This is a genomic window from Pseudophaeobacter profundi, assembly GCF_029697505.1.
Lineage (GTDB): Bacteria > Pseudomonadota > Alphaproteobacteria > Rhodobacterales > Rhodobacteraceae > Pseudophaeobacter > Pseudophaeobacter profundi.
The window spans coordinates 340,676-355,540 of the sequence record NZ_JARJEF010000002.1 but is presented as its reverse complement, the minus strand read 5'-3'; the positions used below and the strand labels follow the sequence as shown (position 1 = coordinate 355,540).

The following is a 14,865-nucleotide window of genomic DNA, read 5'->3' as shown; positions in this document are numbered from 1 at the left end:
ACTGCGGCAAAAAATTGCGCGCTCATGTCGCTTTCCAACCGGATAGGCCGTTATCCTTCGGCGCAGGGGGCAATGCGCAGGGTAAACATCTTGCAACGTAATTCCTTCAAGAGGGCAGATCATGGCTGAAGAAGCACCACGTCGTCGGAGCCGAGGTGGCGGTGGCGCCGCCCGTCGCGCAGAACGCAGCAGCATCAATATTGAAACTGCAAAGTATATTCAGCGCAATATCCCGAATTTTGAGGTGCTGACCCAAGACGCGCTGGAAATTATCGAAACCAATGCTGATATCATCCTCGAAGAGGTTGGCGTCAATTTTGTTGATAACCCGGCCGCGTTGCAGCGCTGGCGCGATGCGGGGGCAGATGTGCAGGGCGAGCGGGTGCGCATTCCGCGTGGCTTGGCGCGTAAACTCTGCGCCACCGCGCCTGCGGAATTCACCCAGCATGCCCGCAATCCTGAAAAATCGGTGGTTATTGGCGGCAACAACATGGTGTTGGCCCCGGTCTATGGCCCGCCCTTTGTGCGTGATGCCAAGGGCGGACGCCGCTATGCCACCATGGAAGATTTCAACAAGTTCGTGAAATTGGCCTATATGTCCAAATGGCTGCACCATTCTGGCGGCACGGTCTGCGAACCCACCGATATCCCGGTGAACAAGCGTCACCTGGATATGTTGCTGGCCCACATGACCTTGTCGGACAAGCCGTTCATGGGATCAGTCACCGAGCCCAGCCGGGCGCAGGATTCGGTGGAAATGTGCGAAATTCTGTTTGGTAAAGAGTTCGTCCAGAACAATACCGTGATGACGTCGCTGACGAATATCAACTCTCCCATGACATTTGACGATGTTATGATGGGTTCGCTGGAGGTCTACGCCGCGAACAACCAGGCCTGCATCATTTCGCCCTTTATCGTTGGCGGTGCCATGGCCCCTGTCTCGGTTGCGGGGACGCTGACACAGGTGCTGGCCGAGGTCATGGCCGGCGTTGCCTATAGCCAGCTGGTGCGCCCCGGCGCGCCTGCCATCTTTGGTGCCTTTGTTTCCTCGATCGACATGAATTCCGGCGCGCCGACCTTTGGCACACCAGAGGCTTCTCTTATTACCTATGGCGCCGGTCAGCTGGCGCGCCGCCTGAACTTGCCGTTCCGCTCTGCCGGGTCCTTCTGTGGGTCCAAACTGCCGGATGCGCAGGCCGCCTATGAGACGGCAAACTCGCTCAACATGGGGCTGTTGTCCGGGGTGAACTTCATGCTGCATTCCTGTGGTTGGCTTGAAGGTGGTCTGGTGGCGGATTTTGAAAAATTCGTCATGGACGCCGATCAGCTGGGCACCTTGCATGGCCTGGCCAAAGGCGTACCAGTTACCGAAGACGATCAGGCGATGGATGCCATCCGTGAAGTGGGGCCGGGCGGTCACTATCTTGGCTGTGCCCATACCCAGAAGAATTTCAAAACCGCCTTCTGGAAATCTGAACTGCTGGATTACAAGCCTTTTGAAACCTGGGAAGAAGAAGGCGCGCGTGACACCTATGCCCTGGCCAGCAGCCGGGTGGATTACTTGCTTGCCAACTATCAGCCCCCAGCGTTGGACCCTGCCATCAAAGAGGCCCTGGAGGCCTATGTGGCAGAGAAGAAAGCCGCAGCCCCTGATTCGTTCATGTAGTGAGTTAGGGTTGATCTAAAGATTTGACGCACTCGTTTAAGGCGGGGGTCTGGCGGCGGTGACACATAGTGTTACCGCCGCCTTTTTGCGTGCGGTTTTTCTGCTCAGCGATCTGTGGCTCGGGGGCGGTTTGCGGTTGGGCCAAAGCCCGAGAGGCAGGCGGCTTCTGCTATCAGGGCGGTCAGCAGGTCAATATGACGGGTGATCGCATAGGCCGCCTCGCCGCGCAGGCGGTGCTGGTTCATTTCCTGTTCAAGCTCCATTATGCGCAGGATTGCTGCGGTGGGTCTTGGGCTGCGATCTCCGCCCAGTATGCGACGCAGATCGCGGTCGCGACTGTAGTTCGCGGCACCAATGCGGGCCGTTCGGATTAACAACCTGGGACGGTGAAGGGCTTTTAGTCGGCTTAGTACATCCTGCATTGATCGATCCCCATTTTCTGGCGTGTGGATCAGCCACTAACACAACTTTTGCGGGTGTTGCCGCAGGGGCTTGTTTGCCGTGCGGTCTATTCTCGGTTGATTGATCACTCTGTGGAAACAATGATGAATAGATCAAAGTTCTGTTCAAAATCAGTTGGGTAAACTCCCTGTGCCTGTGGGTAACCGCAGGGGCGGTACGTGACGGATTTGCCTGTCTGACCACCGGAGGTTAGCGACGATGCAAAGACAGCCCGCACAAAATCTTCCCGAATGGGTCCCACAGGAGGTGCAGCACTATCTGGATCATACCGAGGGTGGCTGCTCGATCCGCCACTTGGCCCGAGAATTGAAATGTCATCCCTCTACGGTTTTGCGACAGGTGCGCCGGGTGGAAAACCGCCGCGATGATCCGCTTGTCGATTGCGCTATTGGTGCTTTGGCGGCAGGGCAATACGGGTGCCAATCCTCGCCGCGAACCCGATCCCTGGGCGATACAGAGATGCTGGAAAATGCCGCATTGGAGGTGTTGGCCCGCCTCTGTCAAAGCGGTGCGGTTCTGGCGGTGGGCGCAGGGATGGAAAAGGCCGTGGTGGTACGCGAAGGCGAAACCAGCATGAGCAAGCTTTCGGTTGAGCAGGGGCTGGCGGGGATCCTGTCGCTATTGGGCTGGATCAGTTGCACCCGTTCTGGCCGGTTGCGGCGCTATCACATCACGCCTGCGGGGCGGGCGGTCTACAGCCGGCTGATGGCCAGCCGGGAAAATCAGGCACGGGCCAGGCTGGAGCGCGGCTTTGGCGAAGCGCAGAGCCGGTTTAGTCCGGCATCAAGATCAAAGCCCAAGGAGCGCCGATCGCGCTATGGCCTGGGCGAGACACCGCTGGATATGCTGGCACGCCTGCTGGACAAAAGCGGCAAGCCCTTTCTCGATAGCGATTTGGTGAATGCGGGCAAACGCCTGCGCGAAGACTTTGAACTGGCCCAAGTGGGCGATCATCTGGCCCAAAGCCAGGCCTATTTTGGCGCTGCCGACGCCTGCGGCCAGCCCCGTGGCGGCATTGCCTGCCCAGCCTCTAGCGCTGCCAAAAAACGGGCCCGTGCGGCGCTGACAGCACTGGGGTCGGGGCTGAATGACATTGCCCTGCGGTGTTGCTGCCATCTGGAAGGATTGGAGGCTGCAGAGCGCCAGCTTGGCTGGTCGGCCCGGTCGGGAAAGATCGTCCTGCGCATTGCGCTGGCCCAGTTGAAGGTTTTTTACGAGACCATGGACGAGAGCCACGATGGAAAACATAACAACCAGATGATTGGCTAGGGCAGGCGGCAATACCGGGGACTGCTGCGCTGGATATTGTAGCTTGGCACCGGTGTGATAACCTGCGGTTATGAAATTTACCCTGCGCCAGTTGAGCTACTTCAAATCCCTCTGTGAACACCGAAATTTTGGTCGGGCTGCCCAGGCCTGCCATGTTTCGCAGCCTGCGTTATCCGTGCAGATCAAAGCGCTCGAAGATCTGATGGGCGGCATTCTGGTAGAGCGGCGGGCGCGGGATGTGATCCTGACGCCGCTTGGCCGCACGGTTCTGGCCCAGAGCGATCAGATCCTGCAGGCGGCTGCGGAGCTGGATCGTCTGGCACAGGATCAGGGTAGTAACCAACGCAGCCTTTCGTTGGGGGTGATTCCAACTGTCGCGCCCTATCTGTTGCCAGGGCTATTGGCGGGGCTGCGCGCCCATGATCTGCATCTGCGAATTCAAGTGCGCGAGGCCCGGACCGAACGGCTGCTGGAGGCGCTGCAGACCGGCGCGCTGGATGTGGCGATCATGGCCCTGCCCAGCGGTGTTTCGGGAGTGATCGAGGAAGAGCTGTTTGCGGATCATTTCTTGCTCGCGGGGTCATCCAAGCGCCTGCAGCAGCTCAATGCAGGCCAGGCTGCTGTGGGGCCAACCGATCTCAAGGCAGAGCAGTTGATGTTGCTGGAGGATGGCCACTGCCTGACCGATCAGGCGCTGGCTGTCTGTGGCGTTGCCAGATCGGCCTCGGGGATCAATATGGGGGCTGGATCTCTGCCGACCCTCTCGCGGCTGGTGGCGGCGGGCTTTGGCCTGACCCTGATGCCGGAACTGGCGGTGGGGGCCGAATGTAGCGCGACGAAAGACCTGTGTGTTCAACGCTTTATCGGTGAACAACCGCATCGCAGAATTGGCCTGTTGCGCCGCGCGAGCACCGCTGGGGATGGCTGGTTTCAGGATCTTGCAGCGGTGGCGCGGCAAACCGGCCTGGATATCCTGGGAAAGGCCCAAAAAGACTTCGGGCCCGCCATTGGCGCGCCCGAGATCTTGTAATAGTCGTGATGAAATAACGGGTTAGGCTGCAGCGGCCGCTTCACCCTTCAGGTGTTTCATCACGTTTTCCGGGGAAGAGACACCATAGGGGTCATCGCCGTGGTTGTCCGACAGGCCAGGCTCTTCGAACCAGGCTTCGACAACGCCGTCGTTGACGATGGCTGCATAGCGCCAGGACCGGACGCCAAAGCCCAGGTTATCCTTGGCTACCAGCATGCCCATCTTGCGGGTGAATTCGCCAGAGCCATCAGGAATAACGCCGACGTTTTCCAGGTTTTGCGATTCGGCCCATTTGTTCATCACAAAGCTGTCATTGACCGACATGCAGTAGATCGCATCGATGCCTTCGGCCTGAAAATCGGCAAAGCCTTTTTCAAAACCTGGCAGCTGATAGGTTGAGCAGGTCGGCGTAAAGGCACCAGGCAGCGAGAACAGCACAACGCGCTTGCCTGCAAAATAGTCCGCAGTTGTCTTGTCTTCCCAGCGGAACGGGTTGGAACCGCCGACAGCTTCGTCGCGCACGCGGGTCTTAAAGGTCACATTGGGCAGTTTCAGGCCAGCTTTCATCTTCTTCAACTCCATGAATAAGGAACCATTTCACAGCCATTTATAAGAGTTCTAAATAGAGCGCAACAGCTTCGGGTGACGCAATTGCCGCAGGTCAGCAATAGGCGGTGAATTGCCTGATATTGCAGTGAACTTTCATAACTTGTGCATATTTTCCCATGGCTGTCTGCAGGGGGCGCCGGGGCGCTGATCCAGCGGGATGTGTTGCGCGGCTTTTGCGCCAGAAAGCCTGTGTCAGCGAACCGGATTATCGCGGTATGATCTTGCTATGCGTTCATTGCATTGCCGATATCGCAATGTCGCGGTGACGCCAAGGAATGAACGTGCTAAGTCATCCTAAATACAGACAGGCCAGAAGCGGACCCACCATGCGTGATCTCAAGATTCCCGAGCAACGGCACCCCGAAAAGGCAAATCGCCCGGACAATGCCCAGCCAAAGAAACCCAGCTGGATTCGGGTGAAGGCCCCCGGCGGCAAGGGGTATGCGGAAACGCATAAGATCATGCGTGACAATGGTCTGGTCACGGTCTGCGAAGAGGCGGGCTGCCCCAATGTCGGTGAATGCTGGAGCCAGGGCCACGCCACCATGATGATCATGGGCGAGGTCTGCACCCGGGCTTGTACTTTCTGCAACATCGCCACCGGTAAACCCCCCGAGGATCTGGATGCATTCGAGCCGGGCCGCGTTGCCCATGCGGTGCAGAAACTGGGGTTGAACCATGTGGTGATCACCTCGGTTGATCGCGACGATATCACCGATGGCGGGGCGGATCACTTTGCCCAGACCATCCGTGCCGTGCGCCATCGCAGCCCCAAGACCACCATTGAAATCCTGACGCCGGATTTCATCAAATGTGATCCGTCGGTGTTGGAAACCGTGGTCGAGGCCCGCCCGGATGTGTTCAATCACAATCTGGAAACCGTGCCTGGGCTCTATCCAGAGGTGCGCCCCGGAGCGCGCTATTTCCATTCGCTGCGTCTGCTGCAGCGGGTGAAAGAACTGGACCCGTCGATGTTCACCAAATCGGGGATCATGGTGGGCCTGGGCGAAGATGAACAATCGGTGCGTCAGGTGATGGATGACATGCGCGCAGCGGATATCGATTTCCTGACCATCGGCCAATATCTGCAACCCACACCCAAACACCATGCCGTCGATCGCTTTGTCACGCCGGAAGAATTCAAAGCCTATGAACAAGCCGCCTATGGCAAAGGCTTCCACATGGTTTCTGCCACGCCCCTGACGCGGTCTTCCTACCACGCGGGCGATGATTTTGCCCGCCTGCGCGCGGCCCGCAACGCCAAGCTGGGCGTGCAATAGTCGCCAGCGGTTAGGGGCCTTTCTGACTGGTCCGACACATCATGAAAAGCCCCGCAGATTTTGGTCTTGCGGGGCTTTTTCTTGTGGTGATGCGTGCAGGGTCAGTCTTTGTCGGTAAAGCGCACTTTGCCGATATGGGGCAGGTTGCGATTGCGCTGCGCATAATCGATACCGTAGCCGACAACAAATTCATCCGGGATTTCAAAGCCGATCCAGTCAGAGCGGAAATCCACCTCGCGCCGTGAAGGTTTATCGAGCAGGGCAATGGATTTCAGCCGGGCGGGTTTGCGGCTTTCCAACAGATGCGTGACATGGTTCAGGGTGTGGCCAGTATCGACGATATCTTCGACTACCAGCACGTCGCGTCCTTCAATTGCGCCACGCAGGTCTTTGAGAATGCGAACTTCCCGGCTGCTTTCCATGCCATCACCATAGGAAGATGCCTCCAGGAAATCGACCTCGATCGGCAGATCCAATTCGCGCACGAGGTCGGCAATAAAGACAAAGCTGCCGCGCAGCAGCCCCACCACAACCAGCTTGTCGGTGTCGCCGAACTCTTGCGTGATCTCGTCGCAAAGCTCTTCGATCCGTGCGGCGATGGTCTTGGCTGAAATCATCACATCGATGACATATGGACGCTGTGTCATGGCTACCCCTTGAATTTTCCGCGCGTTCATAGGACATGACGCGGCACGATCATAGCAAGAAAATTGAAGACACCTATGCCTGTTCACTCTGAAACCCGCCAAATGCCCTATACCGCCGCGCAGATGTACGGGCTGGTGGCAGATGTGGCCTCCTATCCTAAATTTCTGCCCTGGTGTGCTGCCGCACGCATTCGCAGCCGCAGCCAGCAGGGCCCGGCAGAGGTGATGGAGGCGGATCTGGTGATCTCTTTCAAGGTGTTTCGCGAACGTTTTGGCAGTCGGGTCACGCTCTATCGGGATGATATGAAGATAGACACCGAATATCTGGATGGGCCGTTTCGCTACATGAAATCCAACTGGTCCTTTGCCGCCCGCGATGATGGCAGCTGCGATGTCGCCTTTTTTGTTGATTTCGAATTCAAAAATGCGGTGCTGCAGGGGATCATCGGGGTTGTCTTCAATGAGGCGATGCAGCGTATAGTCAAGGCATTCGAACGCCGCGCAGCCGAGCTATATGGCTAGGCTGCCTTAACCAGGAAGGCCAAACCGCAATGACCAGCCCAACCTCTGACACACTGGATTTGACCGCCGCTTTGGTTGACTTTGCGACTGGTGAGGTCACGGCCAGCCCCTTGGCGCAAAGGATGGTGCGGCTTTCGACCCTGGATTGGATCGCCTGCGGGATTGCTGGCGTTGATGAACCGGTCTCTGGCGTCTTGCGGGCCCAGGCGATATCCGAGGGCGGCGCGGCGCAGGCTACAATCTTTGGCGGTGGGCAGGTTCCGGCGCGCATGGCGGCGCTGGTCAATGGGGCCACCTCGCATGCGCTGGATTATGATGATACCCATTTTGCCCATATCGGCCACCCGGCTGTGGCAGTATTCCCTGCGGCCTTTGCCCTGGGGCAGCAGTTGGGCGCATCACTGCCGCAGCTGTTGGAGGCCGCGCTTGTCGGGATGGAGCTGTCGATCCGGGTGGGGCTGTGGCTGGGGCGCAGCCATTATCAACAGGGCTTTCACCAGACTGCGACGGCGGGGGCCTTTGGTGCCACGGCGGCGGCGGGGCGATTGCTGCAGTTGACCCCGCATCAGATGGCGATGGCGCTGGGTCTCTGCGCCACCCGTGCGGCGGGGTTGAAGGCGCAGTTTGGCACCATGGGCAAGCCCTATAACGCTGGTCTGGCGGCCAGCGCCGGGGTTGAGGTCAGCAGCCTGGTTGCCATGGGTCTTACCGCAAATGCACAGGCGCTTGATGCGGCGCTGGGGTTCGGCGCAACCCATCACGGCGAGGCCAATCTGGATCTGGCGCTGCAGGGTCTGGGGCAGACCTGGCTGTTTGAGGGCATAAGCCACAAGTTTCACGCCTGTTGCCATGGGCTGCATGCGGCGCTAGAGGCCACCGCGACGCTGGATCTGGCCGCGCCAGAGATTGCCCAGCTGGTGGTGCGCACCCATCCGCGCTGGATGACTGTCTGCAACCAACTGGCCCCGACTAGCGGGCTTGGGGCGAAATTTTCCTATCGCACGGTTCTGGCGATGCAGGCGCTTGGCCTCGATACTGCGGCGCTTGATAGCTATAGCGCCGCCACCTGCGCACTGCCGGAGCTTATCGCGCTGCGCGACCGTATCGAGATTGAGCCAGACGAGGCTTTGGCAGAAACTGAGGCCCATGTGCTGGCCCTGCGCCGCGATGGCAAGCGCTTTGAGGCCCGCCATGATTTGCAGCTGCCGATCAGCCCCGATCAGCGCGAGGCCCGCCTTTTGGGCAAGGTTGCGGCGCTGATCGGCACGGACCGCCAAGCGACGCTTTGGCAGGGGCTGCAGACGGGTGTACCGCTGGCAGAGATTACCGATCAGTTCTGAAAGCCGGGCCGTAGGGCCAGATGGCAGTGGCCAGGTGCCAGCTGCCGATATGAAAACGGGCTTTCCAGTAATTTGGAAAGCCCGCCCCCCGATGCAATGGTCCGCATCTCTGCCCTGAGAGTGGTGGCATCTGGTTCTGTGCCCGGCGGCGACTGGGCACAGCGTTAACTGGTCATGTCATAGGCACGTTCGCCATGGACGGTAATATCTAGGCCGTTTGTCTCGGTTTCAAGATCCACGCGCAAAGATGTGAAGGCGCCGACGATCTTGATCAGAAGGATGGTCACCAGGGTGGTGAAAACACCCACCAGCGCCAGCGCGCCCAATTGCGCCATCCAGGCCCCCTGGCCGAAGACCGCAATCATCACGGTACCAAAGATGCCGCCAACGCCATGTACCGCAAAGACATCCAGCGTGTCGTCGATCTTCAGCTTGTTGCGGACCAGGTTCACCAGCTCCTGGCACAAGATCCCGGCGATAGTACCGATGATCAGCGCCTCAATGGGGCCAACAAAGCCACTGGCCGGGGTGATGGAGGCAAGCCCTGCAATGGTGCCGGTGACCAGCCCCACAACTGAGGCCTTGCCGTATTTGATCTTTTCCCAGAAGGCCCAGCTGAGCGAGGCCGCCGCCGCAGAGATATGTGTCACGGTCAGCGCCATGGCCGCGCCACCATCTGCCGCTAGCTGCGAGCCGCCGTTAAAGCCAAACCAGCCAACCCAGAGCATCGCGGCACCAATGACCACATAGCCGGGGTTATGCGGTGGGGTGGTGCGGTTTTTGCGGGGTCCAAGGAAGATCGCCAGAATAAGTGCCGCCAGACCTGCCGTTTCATGCACGACGATGCCACCAGCGAAATCCTTGACTCCGATCTCGCCAAAGATGCCACCATCCGACATCATGCCGCCGCCCCAGATCCAATGCACGACAGGCGCATAGCACAACAGCATCCACAGCCCCGAGAAAGTCAGCACAAAGGCAAAGCCAACCCGTTCCACATAGGCGCCCACAATCAGCGCCGGGGTGATGATGGCAAAGGTCATCTGAAAGGCAAAGAACAGCACCTCGGGCAGGGTGCCGCTCAGGCTCTCGGCGGTGACGCCGGCCAGGAACATCTTGTCCAACCCGCCCCAGAGGCCACTTTCACCGGGGCCAAAGGCGATTGTATAGCCAAAGGCCAGCCACAGGATGCTCATCAAACAGGCAATGGCGTAGCACTGCATGAAGACGCTGAGCACATTTCGCGCCCGCACCAGACCGCCGTAAAACAGGGCAAGCCCTGGCAGTGTCATAAACAGCACAAGGGCCGTTGCTACAATGATCCAAGCTGTATCAGCTCCATTCATGGGGTGTCCTTCCATCCCGCTTGCATGGTTGGGGGTTCAAAGACATGAATGCAGATGAGGAAAAAAGCGTCACACTGCGCAAAAGCGCTAAAAACATGGGCTTTTGCAAAACTGATTAAATAATGGGCTAGTCTTCGGGCCTATTGCCTAAATTGCGCTCTGTTTGGGAAATGGCGCGCTGCAGCAACCAAAGCGCATGGGCACAGCTGGCGGCGCGAACTCTGTCACGCCCCAGCGGGCCAAATTCGATGGTTTCTACCAGGGGGGGCTCTCCGGTCTGGGCTAGGCCGAAACAAACGCGCCCCTCGGGTTTGTGTTCTGATCCACCGGGGCCGGCGATACCGGTGATGGCAACGGCAAGGCTGACCTGCGCGGCCTGCAGGGCGCCCAGGCTCATTTCCCGCGCCACGGCTTCGCTCACGGCGCCGTCGCGGCGCAGGGTCTCGGGGCTGACCCCCAGCATCGCCTGTTTGGCACTGTTGGAGTAGGTGACAAAGCCCCGGTCAAATACCGCAGAAGACCCCGGCTGATCCGTTAGTGCCGCAGCGACCATTCCGCCGGTGCAGCTCTCGGCGGTGGCCATGGTGATCCCCAGCCTGCGGGCCTGGGCGATCAGCTGGGCCATGTCCGGGCGCTGCGGCTGATCCGTACCGGAAGAGACGGGCTGCGTCATAGCCCCAGTACCCCGTGGCTAAACCCTGCAAGAGCCATGACGCCAAGACCAGCAAGCATGCCGGCAATCACATCGTCCAGCATGACACCCACCGGCCCGGCTTGACGGTCGGCCCAGCCCACCGGGCCGGGTTTCCAGATGTCGAACAGGCGAAACAGGGCAAAGGCGGCAATCCAGCCGGGCCAAAGCGCCGAGATTGCAATACCATGTGCCCAGGCCGGATAGGACAGCGTCCAGAGCGCCAGCCATTGCCCGGCGACTTCGTCGATGACAATTTCAGACGGGTCGTGATTGGCCTGGCCGCGGGTCATGACCCCCGTGGCCCAAATGCCAAGCCCAGTTGCCAAGATCGTTGCCAGCGCAAGCAGGGGAAAGCCCCCCAGCTGATGCAGCCCATAGGCCAGGGGGAGGGCAACCAAAGAGCCCCAGGTGCCGGGGGCTGGGCGCAGATACCCGGTGCCACCGACCGTGGCGATCATTCTGGCCAACATCATGGCTTCACCAGCGCAGCAGTTGCGAGTGAGGCAATACCCTCGCCGCGACCGGTAAAGCCCAGCCGCTCAGAGGTGGTGGCCTTGACCGACACCCGTGTTGGATCAAGCCCAAGGATTTCAGCCATCACCGCGCGCATCTCTGCAGCATGGGGGCCAATCTTGGGGAATTCGCAAACGAGGGTGCAATCCACATTGGTGATATGAAACCCCATGGTTTTGGCCAGGTTCGCTGCATGGCGCAGGAATATGTCGCTGGGTGCACCTTTCCATTGCGGATCTGACGGTGGAAAATGCTGGCCAATGTCGCCCTGCGCCAGCGCGCCATATATTGCATCTGTCACCGCGTGCATGCCAACGTCGGCATCGGAATGGCCCTGCAAGCCGCGCTCATGCGGGAGGGTCACGCCGCAAAGGGTCACGCTGTCGCCGGGGCCAAAGCGATGCACGTCATAGCCATTGCCCAGTCGGATGTCGGGGAGAGAGGTGGCACTGGTCGTCATGGTATTTTCCGTTTCCAAAATTCGGGCGGCGCGGGCAAAATCCTCGGGCCGGGTGATCTTGATATTGTCTGGATCCCCCGCCACGATCACAACGTCAAGCCCGGCCGCGCGGGCGACCTCGACATCATCGGCAGCGCCACCGGGATGGGCCGCATGGGCGGCAAGGATCGCATCATAGTGAAACCCCTGTGGCGTCTGCGCGCCAAACAGACCTGTGCGATCCTGGGTGCCGCTTACACGGCCTTTGGCCCCGGTCCATAGCGCATCGGTGATGGCAAGGGCTGGCGCTGCGGCGGCCGCGTTGTCCAGTGTCTCTATCACTGTGTTGATCAGGACCGGGCTTGTGCAGGGGCGGGCGGCATCATGGATCAGCACCTTGGTGATCCCCCGGCCCTGAAGGGCGCGCAGGCCATTTTGTACCGATTGTGCCCGCTCGGCGCCGCCCTTTGCCAGGATGATGTCCTGCGCATCTGCAAAGCTGTCCCAGGCAGGCTGATCCAAAGGCGACAGGACCAGGGCAATGGTTTCGACATGGGCATCGCGAAAGGCTTTTAGTGTCCAGTCGATGACGCGCCGGTTTTTGAGGTCGCGCCACTGTTTTGGCAGGCCACCTCCGGCGCGGCTGCCGCGACCTGCTGCAACGATCAGGGCTGCTGTTGTCATAGGGCTCTCTTCTATAATCTGGACAGCGGCACCTGTGATCCGATCGGGGCCTGCCCGCTGCGACCTGTGTTCGCTGGGCGCACCAGTCAGGGGCTGTACGCCGGTGGATCGCGGCTGTGACTCAGAGTTTTATGCTGGGGGAATGTTTATGTTCTGCCGCATCCGGTGGCAATCACCCGCGTCGTTGTGATTAAAATTTAGGCAGTGACGTCGAGTTGTAGGCTTGCGAGGGGCGCTTTCATTGTTCAAAAGCCGGGGCTTCGGTTACAAAACACTCACTCGCACAAGGATTAGGCAGTTGTCCTTCACCCTCGGAACCACCTCTATGACCCCGCCCATTGCCCTGGCGCCGATGGCCGGCATCACTGATCGCCCCTTTCGTGATCTGGTGCGCTCTTATGGCGTTGGCCTGATGGTCAGCGAAATGGTTGCCAGCCAAGAGATGGTGCAGGCAAAACCGGGGGTGCGCGAACGGGCCGAGCTGAGCGCCGATGTGGAAAACACCGCCGTGCAGCTGGCCGGCCGTGAAGCCACATGGATGGCCGAGGCCGCGCGTCAGGTGGCAGATCGCGGCGCGCGGATGATAGACATCAATATGGGCTGCCCGGCGAAGAAGGTCACAAACGGCTATTCCGGTTCCGCCTTGTTGAAGACACCGGACCATGCGTTGTCGCTGATAGAAGCGGTGGTCGCGGCGGTTGATATTCCCGTCACCCTGAAAACCCGGTTGGGCTGGGATGACGATTGCCTAAATGCCGCTGCGGTGGCGCGGCGCGCTGAAGGGGCAGGGGTGCAGATGGTCACGATCCATGGTCGCACCCGCTGTCAGTTTTACAAGGGGCGCGCCAACTGGGCTGCGATCCGCGAAATCAAAGACGCGGTATCAGTGCCGGTGCTGGCCAATGGCGATATCCTGGGCAGCGGAACGGCGCGTGCGGCGCTGGATCATTCCGGCGCGGATGGGGTGATGATTGGGCGTGGGGTGCAGGGCAAGCCCTGGCTGCTGGCGCAGGTGGCCTGCGATCTTTGGGGCAGTGCGGCGCCAAAAGTGCCTGGGGTTGATGAATTTATTGATATGGTATCAGCACATTACGAGGCGATCCTCTCCTTCTATGGGGCCGACCTTGGGCTGCGCGTCGCGCGCAAGCATCTGGGCTGGTACATGGATGTGGCCAAGACCCCAGCCGCGCTGCGTCGCGATGTTTTGACCGAGAAGTCGACGGGCGAGGTGCTGCGGTTACTGCCCCGGGCCCTGGCCTTTTACCATGAGGATGCGCTTCTATGATTTCGGACGCCGCGCTTTGGGCTTCGCTGCCTGTTCCTGCCTTTTTGATCGGGGCCGATGATTGCATTCTGGATGCAAACTCTGCCGCTGAAGGGTTTTTGAACACGTCACGGCGGGCCTTGCTGGGGCGGCCGGTCTGGCAACAGATCGCTATTGAATCCCCGATCGAGGCCGCGTTCGCGCGGTCGCGGGAACAGGGCACACCGCTGTTTGTGAATGATATCGACGTTGGGTCACGCAGTCGCGCGCCCTTGCAATGCGGAGTGCAGATCGCGCCCGTGCAGGGCAGCCAGGGACAGATGCTGTTGATGCTGTCCCCGCGCGAGCTGGCAGCGCGGATGACGCAGAACCATTCAGCTAAATCCGCCGCGCAATCGGCCATCGGCATGGCTGAAATGCTGGCGCATGAAATCAAGAACCCACTGGCCGGCATCACCGGTGCCGCGCAGCTTCTAAGCATGAACCTGTCGGGTGAAGATATTGAATTAACGGATCTTATCGTGAGCGAGAGCCGCCGGATCGTCAAACTGCTGGACCAGGTAGAACAGTTCGGAAATCTGAGCGAACCTGATTTCAAACCGGTCAACCTGCATGATGTGCTGGACCGGGCGCGCCGTTCTGCTTTGCTGGGCTTTGGCTCGCATATGACCATCACCGAAGACTATGATCCCTCATTGCCGCTGGCCTGGGGCGATGCGGACCAGCTGTTGCAGGTGGTGCTGAACCTGTTGAAAAACGCCTCAGAGGCTGCGGCCCCCGAAGGCGGCAACATTCGCATCCACAGCTATTATGAGCATTCATTTCGCATGCGGCGCAGCGATGGCACCGGCAAGCTCTTGCCGCTGCAGATCGAAGTGATCGACGACGGTCCCGGTCTGCCTGACACAATTAGAGACGATGTTTTTGACCCCTTTGTTTCCGGGCGTGAAAACGGCACCGGGCTTGGCCTGGCGCTGGTGAGCAAGATTATCGCCGATCACAACGGCTGGATTTCGGTCGACTCCGTTCCGGGACGCACCGCGTTCCGGCTCTCGTTGTCGCGCACCCCAAAAGACGCAGAACCCTAGGAGAAATACCCA

Annotated in this window: 15 protein-coding genes; 8 read left to right on the top strand and 7 right to left on the bottom strand. The window is 59.7% G+C overall.

What is annotated here, in order from left to right:
* The first annotated feature begins 121 nt into the window (after positions 1-121).
* On the top strand, positions 122-1,666 hold the full coding sequence (locus tag P2081_RS04880) for a trimethylamine methyltransferase family protein (protein ID WP_278921753.1): 1,545 nt from the start codon (positions 122-124) through the stop codon (positions 1,664-1,666).
* 104 nt (positions 1,667-1,770) lie between these two features.
* Here the strand turns inward: P2081_RS04880 and P2081_RS04875 are convergent, their stop codons facing one another.
* Complete coding sequence (locus tag P2081_RS04875) at positions 1,771-2,088, bottom strand: DUF6477 family protein (RefSeq protein ID WP_278921752.1); 318 nt, start codon at positions 2,086-2,088, stop codon at positions 1,771-1,773.
* 238 nt (positions 2,089-2,326) lie between these two features.
* Here P2081_RS04875 and P2081_RS04870 point away from each other — a divergent pair, with 238 nt between their 5' ends.
* Both P2081_RS04870 and P2081_RS04865 read left to right on the top strand, forming a co-directional pair.
* Positions 2,327-3,397 (top strand): DUF6456 domain-containing protein, encoded by a 1,071-nt coding sequence (locus P2081_RS04870; protein ID WP_278921751.1) that lies wholly within the window; start codon positions 2,327-2,329, stop codon positions 3,395-3,397.
* A gap of 70 nt (positions 3,398-3,467) precedes the next feature.
* Entirely contained in the window at positions 3,468-4,427 is a 960-nt protein-coding gene (locus P2081_RS04865) for a LysR substrate-binding domain-containing protein (protein ID WP_278921750.1), read from the top strand.
* Positions 4,428-4,448: 21 nt separating this feature from the next.
* Here P2081_RS04865 and P2081_RS04860 read toward each other — a convergent pair whose 3' ends face one another.
* A complete protein-coding gene (locus P2081_RS04860; RefSeq protein WP_278921954.1) occupies positions 4,449-4,994 on the bottom strand; it encodes a peroxiredoxin in 546 nt (181 codons plus the stop codon).
* Positions 4,995-5,362: 368 nt separating this feature from the next.
* Here P2081_RS04860 and lipA point away from each other — a divergent pair, with 368 nt between their 5' ends.
* Positions 5,363-6,316, top strand: coding sequence for a lipoyl synthase (gene lipA, locus P2081_RS04855; RefSeq protein WP_278921749.1), 954 nt, complete (start codon positions 5,363-5,365; stop codon positions 6,314-6,316).
* A 101-nt stretch (positions 6,317-6,417) separates the two neighbouring features.
* On the opposite strand, the gene hpt is transcribed toward lipA, so the two are convergent.
* On the bottom strand, positions 6,418-6,963 hold the full coding sequence (hpt, locus tag P2081_RS04850; RefSeq protein WP_278921748.1) for a hypoxanthine phosphoribosyltransferase: 546 nt from the start codon (positions 6,961-6,963) through the stop codon (positions 6,418-6,420).
* A 75-nt stretch (positions 6,964-7,038) separates the two neighbouring features.
* Here hpt and P2081_RS04845 point away from each other — a divergent pair, with 75 nt between their 5' ends.
* Together P2081_RS04845 and P2081_RS04840 are read left to right on the top strand one after the other, a co-directional pair.
* A complete protein-coding gene (locus P2081_RS04845) occupies positions 7,039-7,485 on the top strand; it encodes a type II toxin-antitoxin system RatA family toxin (RefSeq protein WP_278921747.1) in 447 nt (148 codons plus the stop codon).
* A 29-nt stretch (positions 7,486-7,514) separates the two neighbouring features.
* The gene (locus P2081_RS04840; protein ID WP_278921746.1) at positions 7,515-8,825 is read left to right on the top strand and encodes an MmgE/PrpD family protein; all 1,311 of its coding nucleotides are present in this window, start codon (positions 7,515-7,517) and stop codon (positions 8,823-8,825) included.
* Between the two features lie 164 nt (positions 8,826-8,989).
* On the opposite strand, the gene P2081_RS04835 is transcribed toward P2081_RS04840, so the two are convergent.
* The 4 genes from P2081_RS04835 to P2081_RS04820 all read right to left on the bottom strand — a co-directional run bounded on the left by P2081_RS04835 (position 8,990) and on the right by P2081_RS04820 (position 12,501).
* Positions 8,990-10,171 carry an ammonium transporter gene (locus tag P2081_RS04835; RefSeq protein WP_278921745.1) on the bottom strand — a complete coding sequence of 394 codons (1,182 nt, stop codon included), beginning with the start codon at positions 10,169-10,171 and terminating at the stop codon, positions 8,990-8,992.
* Positions 10,172-10,298: 127 nt separating this feature from the next.
* Positions 10,299-10,844, bottom strand: a complete 546-nt coding sequence (locus P2081_RS04830) for a CinA family protein (protein ID WP_438826526.1) — start codon at positions 10,842-10,844, stop codon at positions 10,299-10,301.
* Positions 10,841-11,338, bottom strand: coding sequence for a phosphatidylglycerophosphatase A family protein (locus P2081_RS04825; RefSeq protein ID WP_278921744.1), 498 nt, complete (start codon positions 11,336-11,338; stop codon positions 10,841-10,843). Before P2081_RS04825 ends, P2081_RS04830 begins: the two co-directional genes overlap by 4 nt.
* Positions 11,335-12,501: a bifunctional 2-C-methyl-D-erythritol 4-phosphate cytidylyltransferase/2-C-methyl-D-erythritol 2,4-cyclodiphosphate synthase gene (locus tag P2081_RS04820; protein WP_278921743.1), complete on the bottom strand. Its 1,167-nt coding sequence runs from the start codon at positions 12,499-12,501 to the stop codon at positions 11,335-11,337. The genes P2081_RS04825 and P2081_RS04820 overlap by 4 nt, the downstream gene beginning before the upstream one ends.
* Before the next feature lie 298 nt (positions 12,502-12,799).
* Here P2081_RS04820 and dusB point away from each other — a divergent pair, with 298 nt between their 5' ends.
* A complete protein-coding gene (gene dusB / locus P2081_RS04815) occupies positions 12,800-13,786 on the top strand; it encodes a tRNA dihydrouridine synthase DusB (RefSeq protein WP_278921742.1) in 987 nt (328 codons plus the stop codon).
* A complete protein-coding gene (locus P2081_RS04810) occupies positions 13,783-14,853 on the top strand; it encodes a two-component system sensor histidine kinase NtrB (RefSeq protein WP_278921741.1) in 1,071 nt (356 codons plus the stop codon). The genes dusB and P2081_RS04810 overlap by 4 nt, the downstream gene beginning before the upstream one ends.
* Positions 14,854-14,865 lie beyond the last annotated feature (12 nt).

Bases quoted from the DNA above. Each gene is read 5' to 3' on its own strand.
- P2081_RS04830 (WP_438826526.1), bottom strand. From the start codon at position 10,844: ATGACGCAGCCCGTCTCTTCCGGTACGGATCAGCCGCAGCGCCCGGAC.
- P2081_RS04865 (WP_278921750.1), top strand. From the start codon at position 3,468: ATGAAATTTACCCTGCGCCAGTTGAGCTACTTCAAATCCCTCTGTGAA.
- P2081_RS04870 (WP_278921751.1), top strand. From the start codon at position 2,327: ATGCAAAGACAGCCCGCACAAAATCTTCCCGAATGGGTCCCACAGGAG.
- P2081_RS04875 (WP_278921752.1), bottom strand. From the start codon at position 2,088: ATGCAGGATGTACTAAGCCGACTAAAAGCCCTTCACCGTCCCAGGTTG.
- lipA (WP_278921749.1), top strand. From the start codon at position 5,363: ATGCGTGATCTCAAGATTCCCGAGCAACGGCACCCCGAAAAGGCAAAT.
- P2081_RS04880 (WP_278921753.1), top strand. From the start codon at position 122: ATGGCTGAAGAAGCACCACGTCGTCGGAGCCGAGGTGGCGGTGGCGCC.
- P2081_RS04825 (WP_278921744.1), bottom strand. From the start codon at position 11,338: ATGATGTTGGCCAGAATGATCGCCACGGTCGGTGGCACCGGGTATCTG.
- P2081_RS04810 (WP_278921741.1), top strand. From the start codon at position 13,783: ATGATTTCGGACGCCGCGCTTTGGGCTTCGCTGCCTGTTCCTGCCTTT.
- P2081_RS04860 (WP_278921954.1), bottom strand. From the start codon at position 4,994: ATGAAAGCTGGCCTGAAACTGCCCAATGTGACCTTTAAGACCCGCGTG.
- hpt (WP_278921748.1), bottom strand. From the start codon at position 6,963: ATGACACAGCGTCCATATGTCATCGATGTGATGATTTCAGCCAAGACC.
- P2081_RS04840 (WP_278921746.1), top strand. From the start codon at position 7,515: ATGACCAGCCCAACCTCTGACACACTGGATTTGACCGCCGCTTTGGTT.
- P2081_RS04820 (WP_278921743.1), bottom strand. From the start codon at position 12,501: ATGACAACAGCAGCCCTGATCGTTGCAGCAGGTCGCGGCAGCCGCGCC.
- P2081_RS04835 (WP_278921745.1), bottom strand. From the start codon at position 10,171: ATGAATGGAGCTGATACAGCTTGGATCATTGTAGCAACGGCCCTTGTG.
- P2081_RS04845 (WP_278921747.1), top strand. From the start codon at position 7,039: ATGCCTGTTCACTCTGAAACCCGCCAAATGCCCTATACCGCCGCGCAG.